We start from the raw sequence: 13,947 nt of genomic DNA, 5'->3' as shown, positions 1-13,947 counted from the left end.
TAAAAAGTTATATTGTTAGCTGTGAGTAAATACCTCGAAATCTGAATTTTCGTTGCTTTGCAAAAATCTTAAGAAGATAATTCACTTGGTATAAGGGAGATTCGCCATGGCAGATGTGCTTGTGACATGCATCAATAAAAAAGACCGGAACAGCAGCCACGAGGGTATTACTCATCTCGGCAATCCGAACGCTGATGGTGGTGGTTGGAAGTGGACGAGGGCTGACGTCATTGCTTCAATCGAAGCAAAGACAAATACGTTCTACACGTATGTAAACGGAAACCGCGGCAACATTGGTGTCGTTAACGGTCCAAACGGGAAGTATGTAAGGACTTATGCGGACGGACAATGGAATGACAACCTGCTGTCTCTTTCCGAATGCTGAACAAGCCACGTTTGAAAGATAGAGATGACAGAAAAAAAGGTAGTTAAGTCGACTGGGTCCAGGCGTACCGCTGATGGCAAAACGCTCAACGACGGCAGTAAAAATATTAAGGTTCAGAAGTCTTTCACGACGACGCACATACCAAATAAGCTCGGGAAACCGAAGCCAAAGTAGGGTGACGCATTGTCTCTGATAGATTTCGAATGGTGGGCACAATTAATAGCCAACCTAATCACAATTTTCGGTCTGCCGCTCGCTTTGGCGAGTATATGGTTTGTTGTCCGGCAAATGAGGAACGACAAGCTAGCTGTGTCTGCGGGGGCAGTCGGTGCTATGCGCATCGGCATAATGGATCGCATTGACCGGGTTCATAACGCTGGCTCAGGCGGTGACACTGAAGCTTGGGGTGAGCAGGTCAGGGAACTCTTTAACGATCTAGAGCTTGCGTGCGCGATTTTCCTTGATGGGCAGCTGTCCGGCCGAACCGGTGTTCTTGCTGAGTCCTTGTTACGCGACCTCCTACTAATCATACAGAACGATGATGATCTAAAGATTGAATTGGAAAAAGCTGTTCATGCCCCCCACACGTTCGTTAACATCAAGGACTTCGTAAAAAGGAAAAGTGACAGTGCACCGGACAAGTAACCTATCAGTGAAGCAAACTGCAGACCTGGTGAGTGGCGAACTCGTACGCATAAGTTTTGGCGCGTCAGCATCGATTGCTGTTTTCATGAAGCACCTAGATCGTGGTCGGTCTCTTATCGGCGTTCTAAAATCTGAATCATTCGCCAATCCGATGACCTGGTATGTAGGAGACCTGCAGGATCACGTGCTGTCCTACGGCGTGGACTGGGTAGTTGATGAGATCCATGGACCGGAGACGGCATGCAGAGGGCGCTACGGGCAACAGTCTGCGACAATTCATTTGACAAAGAATGGTCCCGTTATGAGCTTTCGAGCTCCTGAACATTCTGGCGGATTCGGGTTCGTCCATTTTAATTTGAGCGATAATGCGGAAGTAGATTTCGACGCTGGAGGTGCTCCAGTGGATAATTGGAGCGTGTGGGAAAGTTTGGATCATGTGAACGCTGGCGGAGACCCTATATTGGAGATGAATAAAGCGGGCAGCTAGGCTCGACGCAAAGCCGCGCCAGCCGGTCGGCCAGCGCGTGAAGGTCGGTGGCTAGGTTCATGCTGTATTCCCAGGTTGTGGATTACGAAACGCGACCATCTTAGCAAAAGTTCGTGCATCCAATGAACAACCGCAAGATCCGATGTGCTGGACGCTTCCATCTTCAAGCAGGATGCCAGACCTTGCCGGGTTTTGCGGGCCATGCATGGTAATTGGCCAGACGGTGCCATCGTCTCTGACGTGCCAAGCCAGAAGTGGGCGCGCTACTCGAAAGCATCCCACAACAGTCAGTATTGTTTCTGCCTTTGCGGCGTGAACCAACATGCTCATCACTTATTCCCCATGGTTGTTGATGTATCCATTCCGATATCCGACTGGGCGAAGCGTTACGTGTTACGTTACGTACCCACCCTTCTAAGAAGGGGTGGGGTAACGGTAACGCGGTAACGCCTGCGCCTTAACCCCGTGAAAAAGCGTTACCGTTACCAAAGGGCGTTACGGTAACGCAGTTGGTAACGCGGTAACGGTAACGGTCCAAAGGCCGTTCTCATCCTTCGTAACCAGCCCTTTTTTCTCGAGGTTAGGCTTGCCGACGGAGAACCGCTTACGATGCGCCGAGCCTGACAAGCCTTCTTCTTTGTGAGTGTCGAACGCTTCACGCCACTCCGCCTCGGTCGCAGGCCTGCCGAGCGATGATAGGGCCGCAAGCACTGGCTCTTCGCTCTTGCTGGCCGCCGCAGTGTTGTCGTTGCTTGCGCTCGCTATCTTCGGCAGCTTCTGCTTCACCTGGTCGAGATCCAGCGGCACCACAACCGATGCCGTGATCTCTCGGCAGCTGCGCTCATCGACCTGGACGACGCGGCTTTTTATTCCGTAAGCAAACTTCGGCTTCAGGTTCTCGGCGACGTCGTTGTCCTTCTGGACCGTGGCCAGCGAACCGCCCTTGAGCTTTTGAACGCGCACGGTCTGGTCGAATGCGGCAAGTAGGTTACCATGCCCGCGCAGACGGCTGTCGTCACCGATTGGGGTGTGATGGACAAGGAGGATATGAGCGCCTGTCCATTTCAACGTGCGCTGAAGATGACGGGCTATCTTTGCCGTTTCTTCACCGCCGCTGTCGGAGCCGCTGCCTAAGGTGCGCGATAGGGTGTCGATGACAATCAGGTCGACATTGAAGCCATCGCTTCCATTATCCTGCTCAACATCCCATGACTGCTGCTCGACGTCGTAAACGATCTGCGATAGTCGGTCGGAGTCGTCGCCGATGAAATCCAGATCGCCGTCATAGATGGCGAGCCTCATGGGCTCTTGCAGATTGTGCTCATCGGTAAAAGCCTCAACACGGCGCTGCACCTGATCGGCGCGCTCAAGAGCGATGTACAGGACGTCACCCCTTAGCCATTCTGCAGGCTGTGTGGAATTTGCCTCGCAGTACATGCCCGCGCCTCTGCCCATCCAAGGGCGGCCGCTCGCGACATGGCAGGCGATATCAAGGGCGATGGTACTCTTCGTCGCCCCAGGCTCGCCGAAGAAGCAAGAGACTTCGCCTTTGGCAAGGAAGCCATCGACGATGTAATTCTTAGGAGGGATGTTTCCGAAGGTGCGATGGAAGCGAAACTTCGAAGTCGTGTTGGACGCGAACTTGGGCTGGTCTGCTCCGAACCAGTCGATATCCCTCATCGGCAGCCCTCCAGAGCCTCAACCGCAAGGGCAGTCAAACGTTCTGCGAGGGGCTTGGAAAACGTGGCGGTGCGGCGTGGGCCAGCTTGCGGTGCGAACAGGAAGTGCGCACCATCCGGCTGCCTAACGAGGCGTAGGCCGTAGAGGCGGATATGGTCGTTGAGCTCAACGTCAACGAAAGCGACGCAGTCCTTCGCGCCACGTTCATTCGTAGGGTGGCAGTACAAAATCTTCATGAAGTCTCCGTTCGGCGCATATAGGCGCGTTCCTGCCGGTGGGCGCCGGCAGGTTGTTGTTTGCTGATGATTGTAAAGGTGGTCAGGCGGCCTGCCTCGATCGAATCTCCGCCTTCAGTTCAGCGGCGTAAGCGGCCATACGGTCGTCATATTCCTCAACGCGCTGGGCGATGCGCTTGTTGACCGCCGACACAATGTGATCTTCGACACGAGAGGCTTGTCCACTTAGCCATAGACGCGCCGCCTCGGCGCGAGCTTCTTCATGTGTCGACCAGTAGCTAACGTTACCGGGCGAGTAGTCGAACTGAACCTCATACGGACGACCGTTTTCGCCGCCACACACGGCGGCGATATTGTCGACGTAACAATCATCTGCTTCAGCTTCCCGCAGAACCTGCGTGATTGGTACTGCCTCGTTCTCCTCGGCGAATTGCATAATTTTCGCGACGATAGTTTCGTGGTCTTCAGTCATAGCTTCTCCTTCGCCGGCAGCGCCGGACGTTGAATGTATTGGCGATGTGGGAGGGGGCTGCTAGCTCGGGTGAGGGACGACTGTTAGTTAAATCAACCGCTTATAACAGAATGCGGAACTGTTCGCGTGTTTCATGGGCCATGGCGGCGTGGCAATAATCGATGACCGAGGACCAGGAACTCAGAACCTGCTTGTTGCGGATTTCGCTTTTCAGCATGCGCTGGGAAACGGAGGCGACGAGTTTCAGGTCGAACGCCACGGCTTCGCCCACGCCCTTCACCTCCTGCAACAGCGGCAGAGGTGCGCCGAGTACACCGCCCAGCGTGCCGAAACGGGCAAGGAGCGCCTTGGCGATGGGCTTTGTGTCGCGCCGCGGTATCAGCCGGAACAGTAAAAGCTCCAGCAACTCATAATCGGCAAGCGCCGCGTCGCCGCCATCGCGATACCGCGCCCGCAGCCGGTCCCGGTGACCATGATAATGGGCGGCATCCGCCGGCGGTTCGATGACAGGCACCGGCTTCTTCACCGCATTTCGCGGCTCGGCAAAAAAACCGCGCTCGTCCGCCCCGTCGAAGAGATCGCCTTCGCCCGCCTGAAAGCCGGACGTCGTGGAAAGCTCGGCGGGAGGCGGGGCGGGGCGTCTTGCCATGGGCGGTCTGGCCTTATGAAGGGGTAAGCGGCGGCAGGCCCGGACGGTCGAAGCCGCCGGGCGACAGCGTGAAGATTTCGCAGCCGGTGGCCGTGACGCCAACGGCGTGTTCATATTGGGCGGACAGCGAACGGTCGCGCGTCACCGCCGTCCAGCCGTCGGAAAGCACTTTCACATGCGGTTTGCCTAGATTGATCATGGGCTCGATGGTGAAGATCATGCCTTCCCGGATTTCCGGACCTTCGTCCGGACGGCCGTAATGCAGGATGTTTGGCGTATCGTGGAACAGCCGCCCAACGCCGTGCCCGCAGAAATCGCGCACCACCGAGCAACGTTCGGCTTCCGCATAGGTCTGGATCGCCGCGCCGATCGCGCCGGTGCGCACACCGGGCTTTACAGCCGCGATACCACGCAGCAGGCATTCATAGGTCACTTCCATCAGCCGCTCGGCAGCGCGCTTGATCTGGCCGACCGGATACATGCGGCTTGAATCGCCATGCCAGCCATCGAGCACATAGGTAACATCGATGTTGACGATATCGCCTTCCCGCAGCGGCTTCTCATCGGGAATGCCGTGGCAGACCACATGGTTGATCGAAGTGCAGACGGATTTGGTATAACCACGATAATTGAGCGTTGCCGGCAGCGCGCCGTGATCGGCGCCGAATTCGAAGACGAAACGGTCAATGGCGTCCGTTGTCACACCCGGCTTGACGATTGCGGCGAGTTCATCGAGACAACGCGCCGTCAGCTGGCACGCCTTGCGCATGCCGTCGAAATCCTCAGGGGTGTAGAGGCGGATGACGCCTGTATTCTTGAGGGGGGCGGAGGCGGCGTCGATATAGGTGACCATCATAGTGCTTTCTGTCTCTTTACGTCCCTGTTCATAAAACAGCCGGACGCCACTCGTCCATCTTAACCGTTCCGTTGACTGAAATTTGTGCCGGGGTGACCGCGCATTTCACGGCATAGGCCTCCACGCCCCGCGCCATTGCCCGTTGGAAAGCCAGCGCATAGACCGGATCGAGATCGTCGCAGATGCGCATCCGATCGCAATCGCCGCGCTGGATGAGATAAAGCATCACCGCCCGGTGACCGGCTTCCGCTGCATCGCCCAGTTCCTCGAGATGCTTTGCGCCGCGTTTGGTGGCGGTATCGGGGAATTCTGCAAGGTCCTTCTCGCGCATGAAATGCACGTTCTTGACTTCCACATAGGCGTCCGGCCGACCGGGTTCGGATAGCAGGAAATCGATGCGGGAATTGCGCCCGTATTTCTGTTCTCGGCGGATTATCGAATAGCCGGCGAGTTCCGGGATACGGCCGTTCAGGATCGCCTCTTCCGCCAGCCGGTTCGGCATGCCGGTATTGATGCCGACGACGGTGCCGTCGGCCTCGACCATTTCCAGCATATGACGGTATTTGCGGGTGGGGCTGTCATGTTGCGACAGCCAGATGCGGGAACCCGGCGTCGTCAGCCCACGCATGGAGCCGGTGTTGGGGCAGGACCCGGTTATCGCCGTGCCGTCTTCCAGAACTGCGTCGAAGAGGAAACGTTTGTAGCGGGAGATCAGCGTTGCGGGAACGAGCGGGGGCGTGAAGATCATGATGCCTTGAGGTGAGCTTGTGTGTTTGCAGGGTCTTTTTATCCCTCATCCCTGTGCTTGTCACAGAGAACCAGCCAGCCCAAGTCCTTGGGCTGAAGCAAGTCTTTCGCCGCGTAGACCGGCGCCTACTGGATTCCTGTGACAAGCACAGGGATGAGGGTGACGGGGAACACCTGTGGAAGAGGCCTTTCTGCCGTGTACTGGTCATCTTTTTCACAGATATCCTACAAAAGAACATAGGTTCCCGGCGCATCGCCGAGCACCGGGCGCTTGCCGTCTTCCGGTTTCCGCGCCTTTACCTTCTCGGCGTTCTGGCTTTCGATCCAGTTCTGCCAGTACACCCACCACGAACCCTTGTGAGGTGTGGCGGCGGCCTGCCAGGTGTCGAAGTCTCCGGCTGGTGATGGCCCCGTCCAATACTGATACTTCTCGAGCTGCGGCGGGTTCACGACGCCGGCAATGTGGCCGGAAGCGCCGAGCACGAATTCCACCGGCCCGCCAAACAGGGCAGCACCCGTGAACACCGATTTCGCGGGTGCGATATGGTCATCGCGGGTGGCGAGATCGTAGACGGGTATGTTGATATCGCCGAGATTGATGCGCTTGCCGGCAACGCGCATCAGACCGCGGGCGAGATTGTTCTCGAGGTAACAGTTGCGCAGATAGAACGAGTGGCTGGCGGCCGTCACCCGGGTGGAATCGGAGTTCCAGTAGAGCAGGTCGAATGGCAGGGGTTCGGTGCCGCGCAGATAATTATCGACCACATAGGGCCAGATAAGATCGGAGGCGCGCAGCATGTTGAAGACGGTGGCCATGATCGAACCGTCAAGATAACCGACGGCCTGCATGTGTCTGTCGAGCGCGGCCAGCTGACCTTCGTCCACGAAGACCTTGAGGTCTCCGGCATGGATGAAATCGGTCTGGGCGGCGAGCAGCGTGGCGCTGCGGATGCGCTCATTGTCCTGCTGCGCATGCAGCGCCAGCGCCGAGGCCAAAAGCGTGCCGCCGACACAATAACCGACGGCGTTGATCTCCTTTTCGCCAGTCCGTTCCTCGATGGTATCAAGCGCAAAGTCGATGCCTTCGCTGATGTAATCGTCCCAGCCTTTTTCGGCCAGACCGGCATCCGGGTTGATCCAGGATACCATGAAGACGCTGTGGCCCTGTTCGAGGCACCAGCCGACGAAGGATTTCTGCGGGTTGAGATCGAGAATGTAGAACTTGTTGATCCAGGGCGGTACGATCAGCAGCGGCCGTTTGAAGACCTTTTCCGTCGTCGGCTCGTAATGGATGATTTCGCAAAGCGCGCTTTTCGCAACGACCTTGCCTGGCGTGACGGCAATGTTCTGGCCAATGACGAATTTGCTGTAATCGGTCTGGCGAAGCTTCAGATGGCCGTTTCCGGCCGCGACATCCTCCGCCAGCTGCGCCATGCCCTTGACGAGATTGGCGCCGCTGGAGGCTACCGTCTCGCGGAAGACCTGCGGATTGGTGAAGACGAAATTGGCCGGAGAAAGCGCCTCTGTCACCTGCCGCATGTAAAACAGCGCCTTGGTGCGGGTGTGCTCATCCAGCCCCTCCGCCTCCGTCACCATCCGGTCTGCAAAACCGACGGTCGTCTGATAGGCCTTGAGAAGAAAATCGAAGAACGGGTTGGCCTGCCAGTCGGCATCGGCAAAACGTTTGCTTCTGCGCTGTGCGGGGCCGCTTTCGGCCGTTTTCTCCGAGGTCGAATCGGAGGCTCCGGAAAATTGCGCCACCGATTTCGACCACAGATCGTAATAGCTCGACAGCAGATGGGTCTGCGCTTCCAGTGACCGCTTCGGCTCGGCCATCCAATATTCGGCGACATCGGAGAGCGTCTTGACCAGATCGGTCACGGGATCGGCGCTCGTCTGCGGAATTTCGCCGCGTTCGCGTGGCGCCAGCCATTCACCGGCAGCCTTGCCGAGGTTTTCGAGCGCGCGTGCGATGTTGATCGCGAAGGTTTCGGGGTCGCGGATCAGGTAGGCCTCGGCGGAACTGGCGTCGAAGCCGGGCGTTTTGTCACCCTTTTTCGTGCCCCCGCCGTCAACACCTGCCATGCACCATCCTCCACCAAATTTGTGTTTGCACATTCTGCATGAAAACGAATACAAGTTCCACCAGCAAGGGGAGGCCGCAAAGGGCCGAACCGCGGTCGAATTCGATATCGGCAGATATCCTTACAGGCGGAACATGACGATGGGCAAGCACATGGGCAAATGCGGCACATGGGGAACATATGCGGAAAGCGCCGCAAGAATAGCGTTCCTCTCGCTCTCCGGCGCCATGCTCGTCACCACGCTTGCCGCCTGCAAGGCCCCCGAGCCGATTGTCGCGCCCGCCCATATGCGCCGTCCGACGGCTGAAATCGTCGGACCTCGCCCGGTCAGCGACACCGCGGTAAGCCAGAAGCGCGACACCGGGACCTATCCGACGTTCTCGCAGCCGCTGACGGCCGCTGGCACGCAGATGGGCGACGACGAAGCCTCAACCATGGAATCGAGCCTGTCTCGCCTCGGCGCGGCACGGCGCAACGGCCAGATATCGGAAGCCGAATATAAGCGCCGGGTGGCCGAGCTGCGGGCGCTGGCAGAAAATCAGAAGCCGGTTGCAACGCCTGCATCGCAGTGACGAGCTGGGCGAGTGCATGTCACTTGTTTCTTCTCCCATAGGGGAGAAGTCCGCGGCAGCGGGATGAGGGGCAAGCTCTCCGCATATCTCCGCGTTTGCCCCTTCATCCGGCCCGTCGGGCCACCTTCTCCCCGCCGGGGAGAAGAAACAAGCGGGGATGCCGAACGTCCTACAGCGACAATCACGGCTGAAGGTTCTGTCGGCCCGGCAATCATAACTCCTTCTTTACCCTGCCTTTGAACCTTCCGCTTACCGAAGATGTTAAGCGGATGGATGCGGTTTGCAGCTTATGGTGCAGCCATAACAAACAGGCCGCTGAAAAAGCGGCGCACAGGGTGAAATATCATGAAATGCATCGCCGCTTTGCTGGTCCTTGCCGGTTTTGCGCTCGCACCAGCTCAGGCGCGGGCGCCGCACATCAATTTCGGAACGTCCGCACTTCAGGGGCGATGATCGAGGGGGGCGGCTGTCAGTCGTTGCCTGCCGCTTCACTCAGCGCATCGAGATCGGGCACGGTGATGTGACGGTTGTTCTCGATGCGGATAATGCCTTCCTTTCGCAGCTTTGTCATTTGCCGGCTAACGGTCTCGATGGTGAGACCGAGGAAATCGGCAATGTCGGCACGCGAGAGCGGCAGGTCGAAGCATGACTTGTCGTCGTTTTCCGGGTCGATATGGGTGGCGATCATATAAAGGAAGCTGGCAACCTTTTCCTGCGCCGATTTGCGCCCCAGTGTCAGCATCCAGTCACGTGCCTCGTCCAGTTCCTTGAGTGACTGGCTGTGCAGCTTGCGTTCCATATCAGGCACTTCGGAGACCATGCGGTCGACGACGCGGCGCGGAAAGAGGCAGATTTCCACATCGGTTGCGGCTTCCGCCGTCATCTTGCTTTCCGCCATGAACGGACGGCCAAGAAAATCCGGTGCGAATTGCAGGCCGACGATCTGCTGGCGGCCATCCGACATCATTTTCGACAGCTTTACCACGCCATTCAGGATATTGCCGTAGGAGGTGACGAGCTCGCCCTGGCCAAGAAGCTCATTGCCGGCCTCCAGCTTTTTGCGGCTGGAATGGCGGTTCAGATCGCAAAGCTGCTGCGGTGTCAGCGTGCTGCAAAGACCGCCGTGACGCGCCTCGCAGGAGCGGCAAACAACCGGCTCTTCCGAATTGTGGATGGTCTTCTGCAGCGTGTCCATAAGCCTTTTCCAATGCTGGCTTTGCGGGACGATTGCGACTCTGGATATCAAATCCGGTCTCTTTAAAGGCGTGTGCGCTGTAGCCGTCGTCCCCGCGTCTACTTTAGCAAGAACTTATGGCTCAATTTGATTGAAGTCAAAGTTGCAAACTGTCGCAGCCGCTACTGAAAGAGGGGAAATCGACATTTTCTTGATAAAAGGCAAATCGGGTGATGAATATCGACCTTCTTCACAAATATTCCGGGGCAGTGCCGCGTTACACGAGCTATCCGACCGCGCCGCATTTCCACGAGGGAATCGATAATACGACCTATCGCGGCTGGCTCGGCGCACTCGGTCACAGGAATCGCCTGTCGCTTTACCTGCATATTCCCTATTGCGACCGGCTTTGCTGGTTCTGTGCCTGCCATACCAAGCACACGCTGAAATACGAGCCGATTGCTATTTATCTTGAAGCACTTAAGCAGGAAATTGCTGCGGTCGGCGCACTTGTTTCGCCTGACGCCGTGGTGAGTGCCGTGCATTTCGGCGGCGGCTCGCCGACCATGCTTGACCCGCAGGACATGCAGGACCTGATGGACTGTCTGCGGCGTCACTTCACTTTCGGGCTGGCACCAGAAATCAGCGTTGAGATGGATCCCAACGATCTGGACGAAAGCCGCTATGACGCGCTTGCCGCCATCGGCATGTCGCGGGCGAGCCTCGGGGTGCAGGATTTTGATGACAAAGTGCAAAAAACCATCAACCGCATCCAGTCTTTCGAGCAGACGAAATCCGTGGTGGACGCCGTGCGGGCGAGGGGCGTTCACTCAGTCAATTGCGACATTCTTTACGGGTTGCCGTTCCAGACATGCGAGACACTGAAAACAACGGTCGATCAGATCGTATCGCTTGACCCTGATCGCATCGCGCTTTTTGGCTATGCCCATGTTCCCTGGATGAAAAAACACCAGTCGCTGATCCCCGAACATGCGCTGCCCGATGTTGCCGAACGCTACCGCCAGATGACGGTGGCGGGGGAGATGCTGAGGCAGGCCGGATACAGCCAGATCGGCATCGATCATTTTGCCCGGGCGACCGACACATTATCCCAGGCCGCCCAGGCGGGTGCCCTGCGCCGCAATTTTCAGGGCTACACGACCGATACTGCCGATGCGCTGATCGGGCTTGGCGCATCATCCATCGGCCGGCTGCCGCAGGGCTATGTGCAGAACATGGTGGCAACCGGTGAATATCAGCGCATGGTGGGTGAGGGCGGTCTTGCCGCCGTGAAGGGCATTGAGTTGTCGCAGGACGATCATCTGCGCTCGCATGTGATCGAAAGGTTGATGTGCGATTTCTCTATCGATCTTTCGGACTTGCAGCACCGTTTCGGTAAGGTGAGCCATTCCGTGAGGGACCAGGCGCAGCAGTTTGCCGCAGGCGACAGGGACGGTCTGGTGCGGCTGGATGCCGATATTTTTGCCGTGACGGAGGTGGGAAGGCCGTTTGTACGTAATATTGCGGCAATCTTCGATACCTATCTCGGCAATGGGCGCGGCCGTCATTCGGTTGCTGTTTAGGCAACAGTTTTGGGGCAAATTTCAAAGTTACGTCACGAAACCATTGGCTTTTTTGCGCGACTTGCCTATGTGGTGCGTCAGAAAGAATAATTCATACGAACGACAATAAGGATTATGGGCGTGACAGCTACATTCGACAAGGTTGCCGACATTATCGCCGAAACCAGCGAAATCGACCGCGAAACCATTACGCCGGAGAGCCACACGATCGACGATCTGGGCATCGACAGCCTCGACTTTCTTGATATCGTTTTCGCGATCGACAAGGAATTCGGCATCAAGATTCCGCTCGAGCAGTGGACGCAGGAAGTCAATGAAGGCAAGGTTTCCACGGAAGAATACTTCGTGCTGAAGAACCTTTGCGCCAAGATTGACGAATTGCGCGCGGCCAAGGGCTGATATGACGGTGCCCGCTTCCGGCGGGCATTTTCTTTTGATGCCGCCTGCGGGCAAACCATGACTAACCGACCAGAGACGGGCCGGACGGATGCTGCTTGAATATTTCCAGATGATCGACAAGGTCGAGGCCGTGGACATGACGGCGCGCACGTTGAAGGCGCGGTCCGTTGTTCCCGATAAAAGCCCTGTTTTCGAAGGCCATTTCCCCGGCATGCCGCTGGTTCCGGGTGTGCTTCTGATCGAGACAATGGCGCAGGCCTCCGGCATGCTGGTTCTGGCATTTTCCGATTTCGCGTCCATGCCGTTCCTGATGTCGGTCGATGGCGCCAAGATGCGGACTTTCGTGGAGCCGGGTGCTGTTCTCGACATCGAGGCAGTGCTTGAGCATGACGGTTCGGGCTTTGCGGTTACCAAGGCAAAGATCACCTCCGATGGCAAGAAGGTCTGCGACGCGCAGCTGAAACTGCGCACCATGCCCTTCAGCGAGATCCCGCTTGGGCCTATCGTCAAGAAGCGGGCGGAAGAAGTTTGCCTGATGGCGGCGATTGCCGCCGATGCACGGAAATAAGCTTTTTCATTCGTTTCGGAGAAGACAGTTTTTCCTGTCGGCCCGGTTTTGATGCACGAAAATCGTGGGCTCGCGACGGTGGATCGGGTCTTCGCCATTGCCAATCCGCACCGCGCGCTTTATTCCGCAACGCATGAAGTGGTTGTTCGCAACCGCTGTTGGATAGCCGTGACCGTTTCGGCGGGGCCGGCTGCAAAGGATGACAGACGATGAAATCTGACAATGATGTGGTGATAACAGGGGTCGGCATCGTGACCTGTCACGGCGTTGGCAGCCAGGCGCATGTGGCGCTTCTTTCGGGAACCGCCGCGCCGGCGACGATTGTCGAGACGGAAAAATTCAAGCCATATCCGGTTCATCCCATGCCCGAGATCGACTGGTCGGCACAGATCGCCAAGCGCGGCGACCAGCGCCAGATGGAAAACTGGCAGCGTCTCGGCGTTTTTGCCGCCGGTCTTGCACTTGATGATGCCGGCTTGAAGGAAAATGCCGAAGCCTGCGCCACCATGGATATGATCGTTGCTGCCGGCGGCGGCGAGCGCGACATCAATGTCGATACGCTGATCGTTGACGAGGCTTTGAAGCGCAACGACCGCGAAAAGCTGCTGAACGAAAAGCTGACGACGGAACTGCGCCCGACGCTGTTTCTCGCCCAGCTTTCCAACCTGATGGCCGGCAATATCTCCATCGTGCACAAGGTCACCGGCTCTTCCCGGACCTTCATGGGCGAAGAAGCGGCCGGCATTTCCGCCGTCGAAACCGCGTTCCATCGCATTCGTTCGGGCGAATCGAGCCACGCTCTCGTGGGCGGCGCCTTCTCTGCCGAACGTCCAGACATGATCCTGCTGTTCGAAGCCATCGGCGCGCATGCGCAGGGCGAATGGCAGCCCCTGTGGTCGCGCGAAGGCCAGGAAGGCGGCGGCATGGTTTCCGGCTCGCTCGGAGCCTTCCTCGTGCTGGAATCACGCAAGCATGCCAGCGAGCGCGGCGCGCGCATCTATGCCCGCATCGACGCCATCGAAGGTGATCGCGGCAGCCGCGACGACGGCAAAATGGAAAAGCGCATGGAGCGTCTGCTGGCCCCGGCAACGGACAGCGCCGCGACCGTCGTCTTCTCCGGCGCCAGCGGTTATGACGGCGTTACGGCCCGTGAGAAGGATATTCTCGAAAAGACCTTGCCGAAGGCTGCCATCCGCGGTTTCGGCGGTGTCACGGGCCATGGACTTGAGGCGCAGTTTCCGCTCGGGCTCGCTCTGGCGGCGCTGACGCTTGAAAGCGGTGCCAAGGTTCCTACCTTCGACGCGAATGCGGAAAAGCCAATGGGCGAGGCGGCGACCGAGGCTGTCGTCACCACTGTTGGCCATGTCCGCGGCGAAGGTGTCGCCGTTCTGTCCCGTGACGTGTGAGGAG

The 13,947-nt window shown here is 57.7% G+C and carries 15 protein-coding genes and 1 pseudogene; 8 read left to right on the top strand and 8 right to left on the bottom strand.

Annotated elements, in window-relative coordinates; all coding sequences use genetic code 11:
- The first annotated feature begins 106 nt into the window (after positions 1-106).
- The 3 genes from HQN82_RS05880 (at position 107) to HQN82_RS05870 (ending at position 1,517) form a co-directional block, all read left to right on the top strand.
- Complete coding sequence (locus HQN82_RS05880; RefSeq protein WP_173614645.1) at positions 107-385, top strand: DUF3892 domain-containing protein; 279 nt, start codon at positions 107-109, stop codon at positions 383-385.
- Between the two features lie 183 nt (positions 386-568).
- Complete coding sequence (locus HQN82_RS05875) at positions 569-1,030, top strand: hypothetical protein (protein ID WP_234904869.1); 462 nt, start codon at positions 569-571, stop codon at positions 1,028-1,030.
- Between the two features lie 7 nt (positions 1,031-1,037).
- Complete coding sequence (locus HQN82_RS05870) at positions 1,038-1,517, top strand: hypothetical protein (protein WP_173614644.1); 480 nt, start codon at positions 1,038-1,040, stop codon at positions 1,515-1,517.
- Between the two features lie 495 nt (positions 1,518-2,012).
- On the opposite strand, the gene HQN82_RS05865 is transcribed toward HQN82_RS05870, so the two are convergent.
- The 7 genes and pseudogenes from HQN82_RS05865 to HQN82_RS05835 all read right to left on the bottom strand — a co-directional run bounded on the left by HQN82_RS05865 (position 2,013) and on the right by HQN82_RS05835 (position 8,242).
- Complete coding sequence (locus tag HQN82_RS05865; protein ID WP_173614643.1) at positions 2,013-3,197, bottom strand: AAA family ATPase; 1,185 nt, start codon at positions 3,195-3,197, stop codon at positions 2,013-2,015.
- Positions 3,194-3,433 (bottom strand): hypothetical protein, encoded by a 240-nt coding sequence (locus HQN82_RS05860; protein WP_173614642.1) that lies wholly within the window; start codon positions 3,431-3,433, stop codon positions 3,194-3,196. Before HQN82_RS05860 ends, HQN82_RS05865 begins: the two co-directional genes overlap by 4 nt.
- An 82-nt stretch (positions 3,434-3,515) precedes the next feature.
- Complete coding sequence (locus HQN82_RS05855) at positions 3,516-3,905, bottom strand: hypothetical protein (protein ID WP_173614641.1); 390 nt, start codon at positions 3,903-3,905, stop codon at positions 3,516-3,518.
- Positions 3,906-4,011: 106 nt separating this feature from the next.
- Positions 4,012-4,554, bottom strand: a pseudogene (locus tag HQN82_RS05850) (JAB domain-containing protein); the annotation flags it as partial.
- 13 nt (positions 4,555-4,567) lie between these two features.
- A complete protein-coding gene (gene map / locus HQN82_RS05845) occupies positions 4,568-5,407 on the bottom strand; it encodes a type I methionyl aminopeptidase (protein WP_006697403.1) in 840 nt (279 codons plus the stop codon).
- A 31-nt stretch (positions 5,408-5,438) separates the two neighbouring features.
- Entirely contained in the window at positions 5,439-6,158 is a 720-nt protein-coding gene (sfsA, locus tag HQN82_RS05840) for a DNA/RNA nuclease SfsA (RefSeq protein ID WP_173614640.1), read from the bottom strand.
- A 224-nt stretch (positions 6,159-6,382) separates the two neighbouring features.
- Entirely contained in the window at positions 6,383-8,242 is a 1,860-nt protein-coding gene (locus tag HQN82_RS05835; protein ID WP_173614639.1) for a PHA/PHB synthase family protein, read from the bottom strand.
- Positions 8,243-8,267: 25 nt separating this feature from the next.
- On the opposite strand from HQN82_RS05835, the gene HQN82_RS05830 reads away from it, so the two are divergent.
- On the top strand, positions 8,268-8,813 hold the full coding sequence (locus HQN82_RS05830; RefSeq protein ID WP_100911034.1) for a hypothetical protein: 546 nt from the start codon (positions 8,268-8,270) through the stop codon (positions 8,811-8,813).
- Between the two features lie 469 nt (positions 8,814-9,282).
- Here HQN82_RS05830 and fnrN read toward each other — a convergent pair whose 3' ends face one another.
- Complete coding sequence (gene fnrN, locus HQN82_RS05825) at positions 9,283-10,008, bottom strand: transcriptional regulator FnrN (protein WP_004441967.1); 726 nt, start codon at positions 10,006-10,008, stop codon at positions 9,283-9,285.
- 212 nt (positions 10,009-10,220) lie between these two features.
- Here fnrN and hemN point away from each other — a divergent pair, with 212 nt between their 5' ends.
- From hemN to HQN82_RS05805, 4 genes are all read left to right on the top strand, one after another.
- Entirely contained in the window at positions 10,221-11,570 is a 1,350-nt protein-coding gene (hemN, locus tag HQN82_RS05820) for an oxygen-independent coproporphyrinogen III oxidase (RefSeq protein ID WP_077986274.1), read from the top strand.
- Positions 11,571-11,684: 114 nt separating this feature from the next.
- Positions 11,685-11,969, top strand: a complete 285-nt coding sequence (locus tag HQN82_RS05815) for an acyl carrier protein (RefSeq protein WP_003495848.1) — start codon at positions 11,685-11,687, stop codon at positions 11,967-11,969.
- Positions 11,970-12,057: 88 nt separating this feature from the next.
- Positions 12,058-12,537, top strand: a complete 480-nt coding sequence (locus HQN82_RS05810; protein WP_077986273.1) for a 3-hydroxyacyl-ACP dehydratase FabZ family protein — start codon at positions 12,058-12,060, stop codon at positions 12,535-12,537.
- Between the two features lie 209 nt (positions 12,538-12,746).
- Positions 12,747-13,943 carry a beta-ketoacyl-ACP synthase gene (locus tag HQN82_RS05805; RefSeq protein ID WP_112765828.1) on the top strand — a complete coding sequence of 399 codons (1,197 nt, stop codon included), beginning with the start codon at positions 12,747-12,749 and terminating at the stop codon, positions 13,941-13,943.
- The last annotated feature ends 4 nt before the right edge of the window (positions 13,944-13,947 follow it).

This window comes from Agrobacterium pusense (assembly GCF_013285525.1).
GTDB lineage: Bacteria > Pseudomonadota > Alphaproteobacteria > Rhizobiales > Rhizobiaceae > Agrobacterium > Agrobacterium pusense.
Note: the sequence above shows the minus strand (reverse complement) of the source record. Positions and strands in the feature narration are given on the sequence as shown.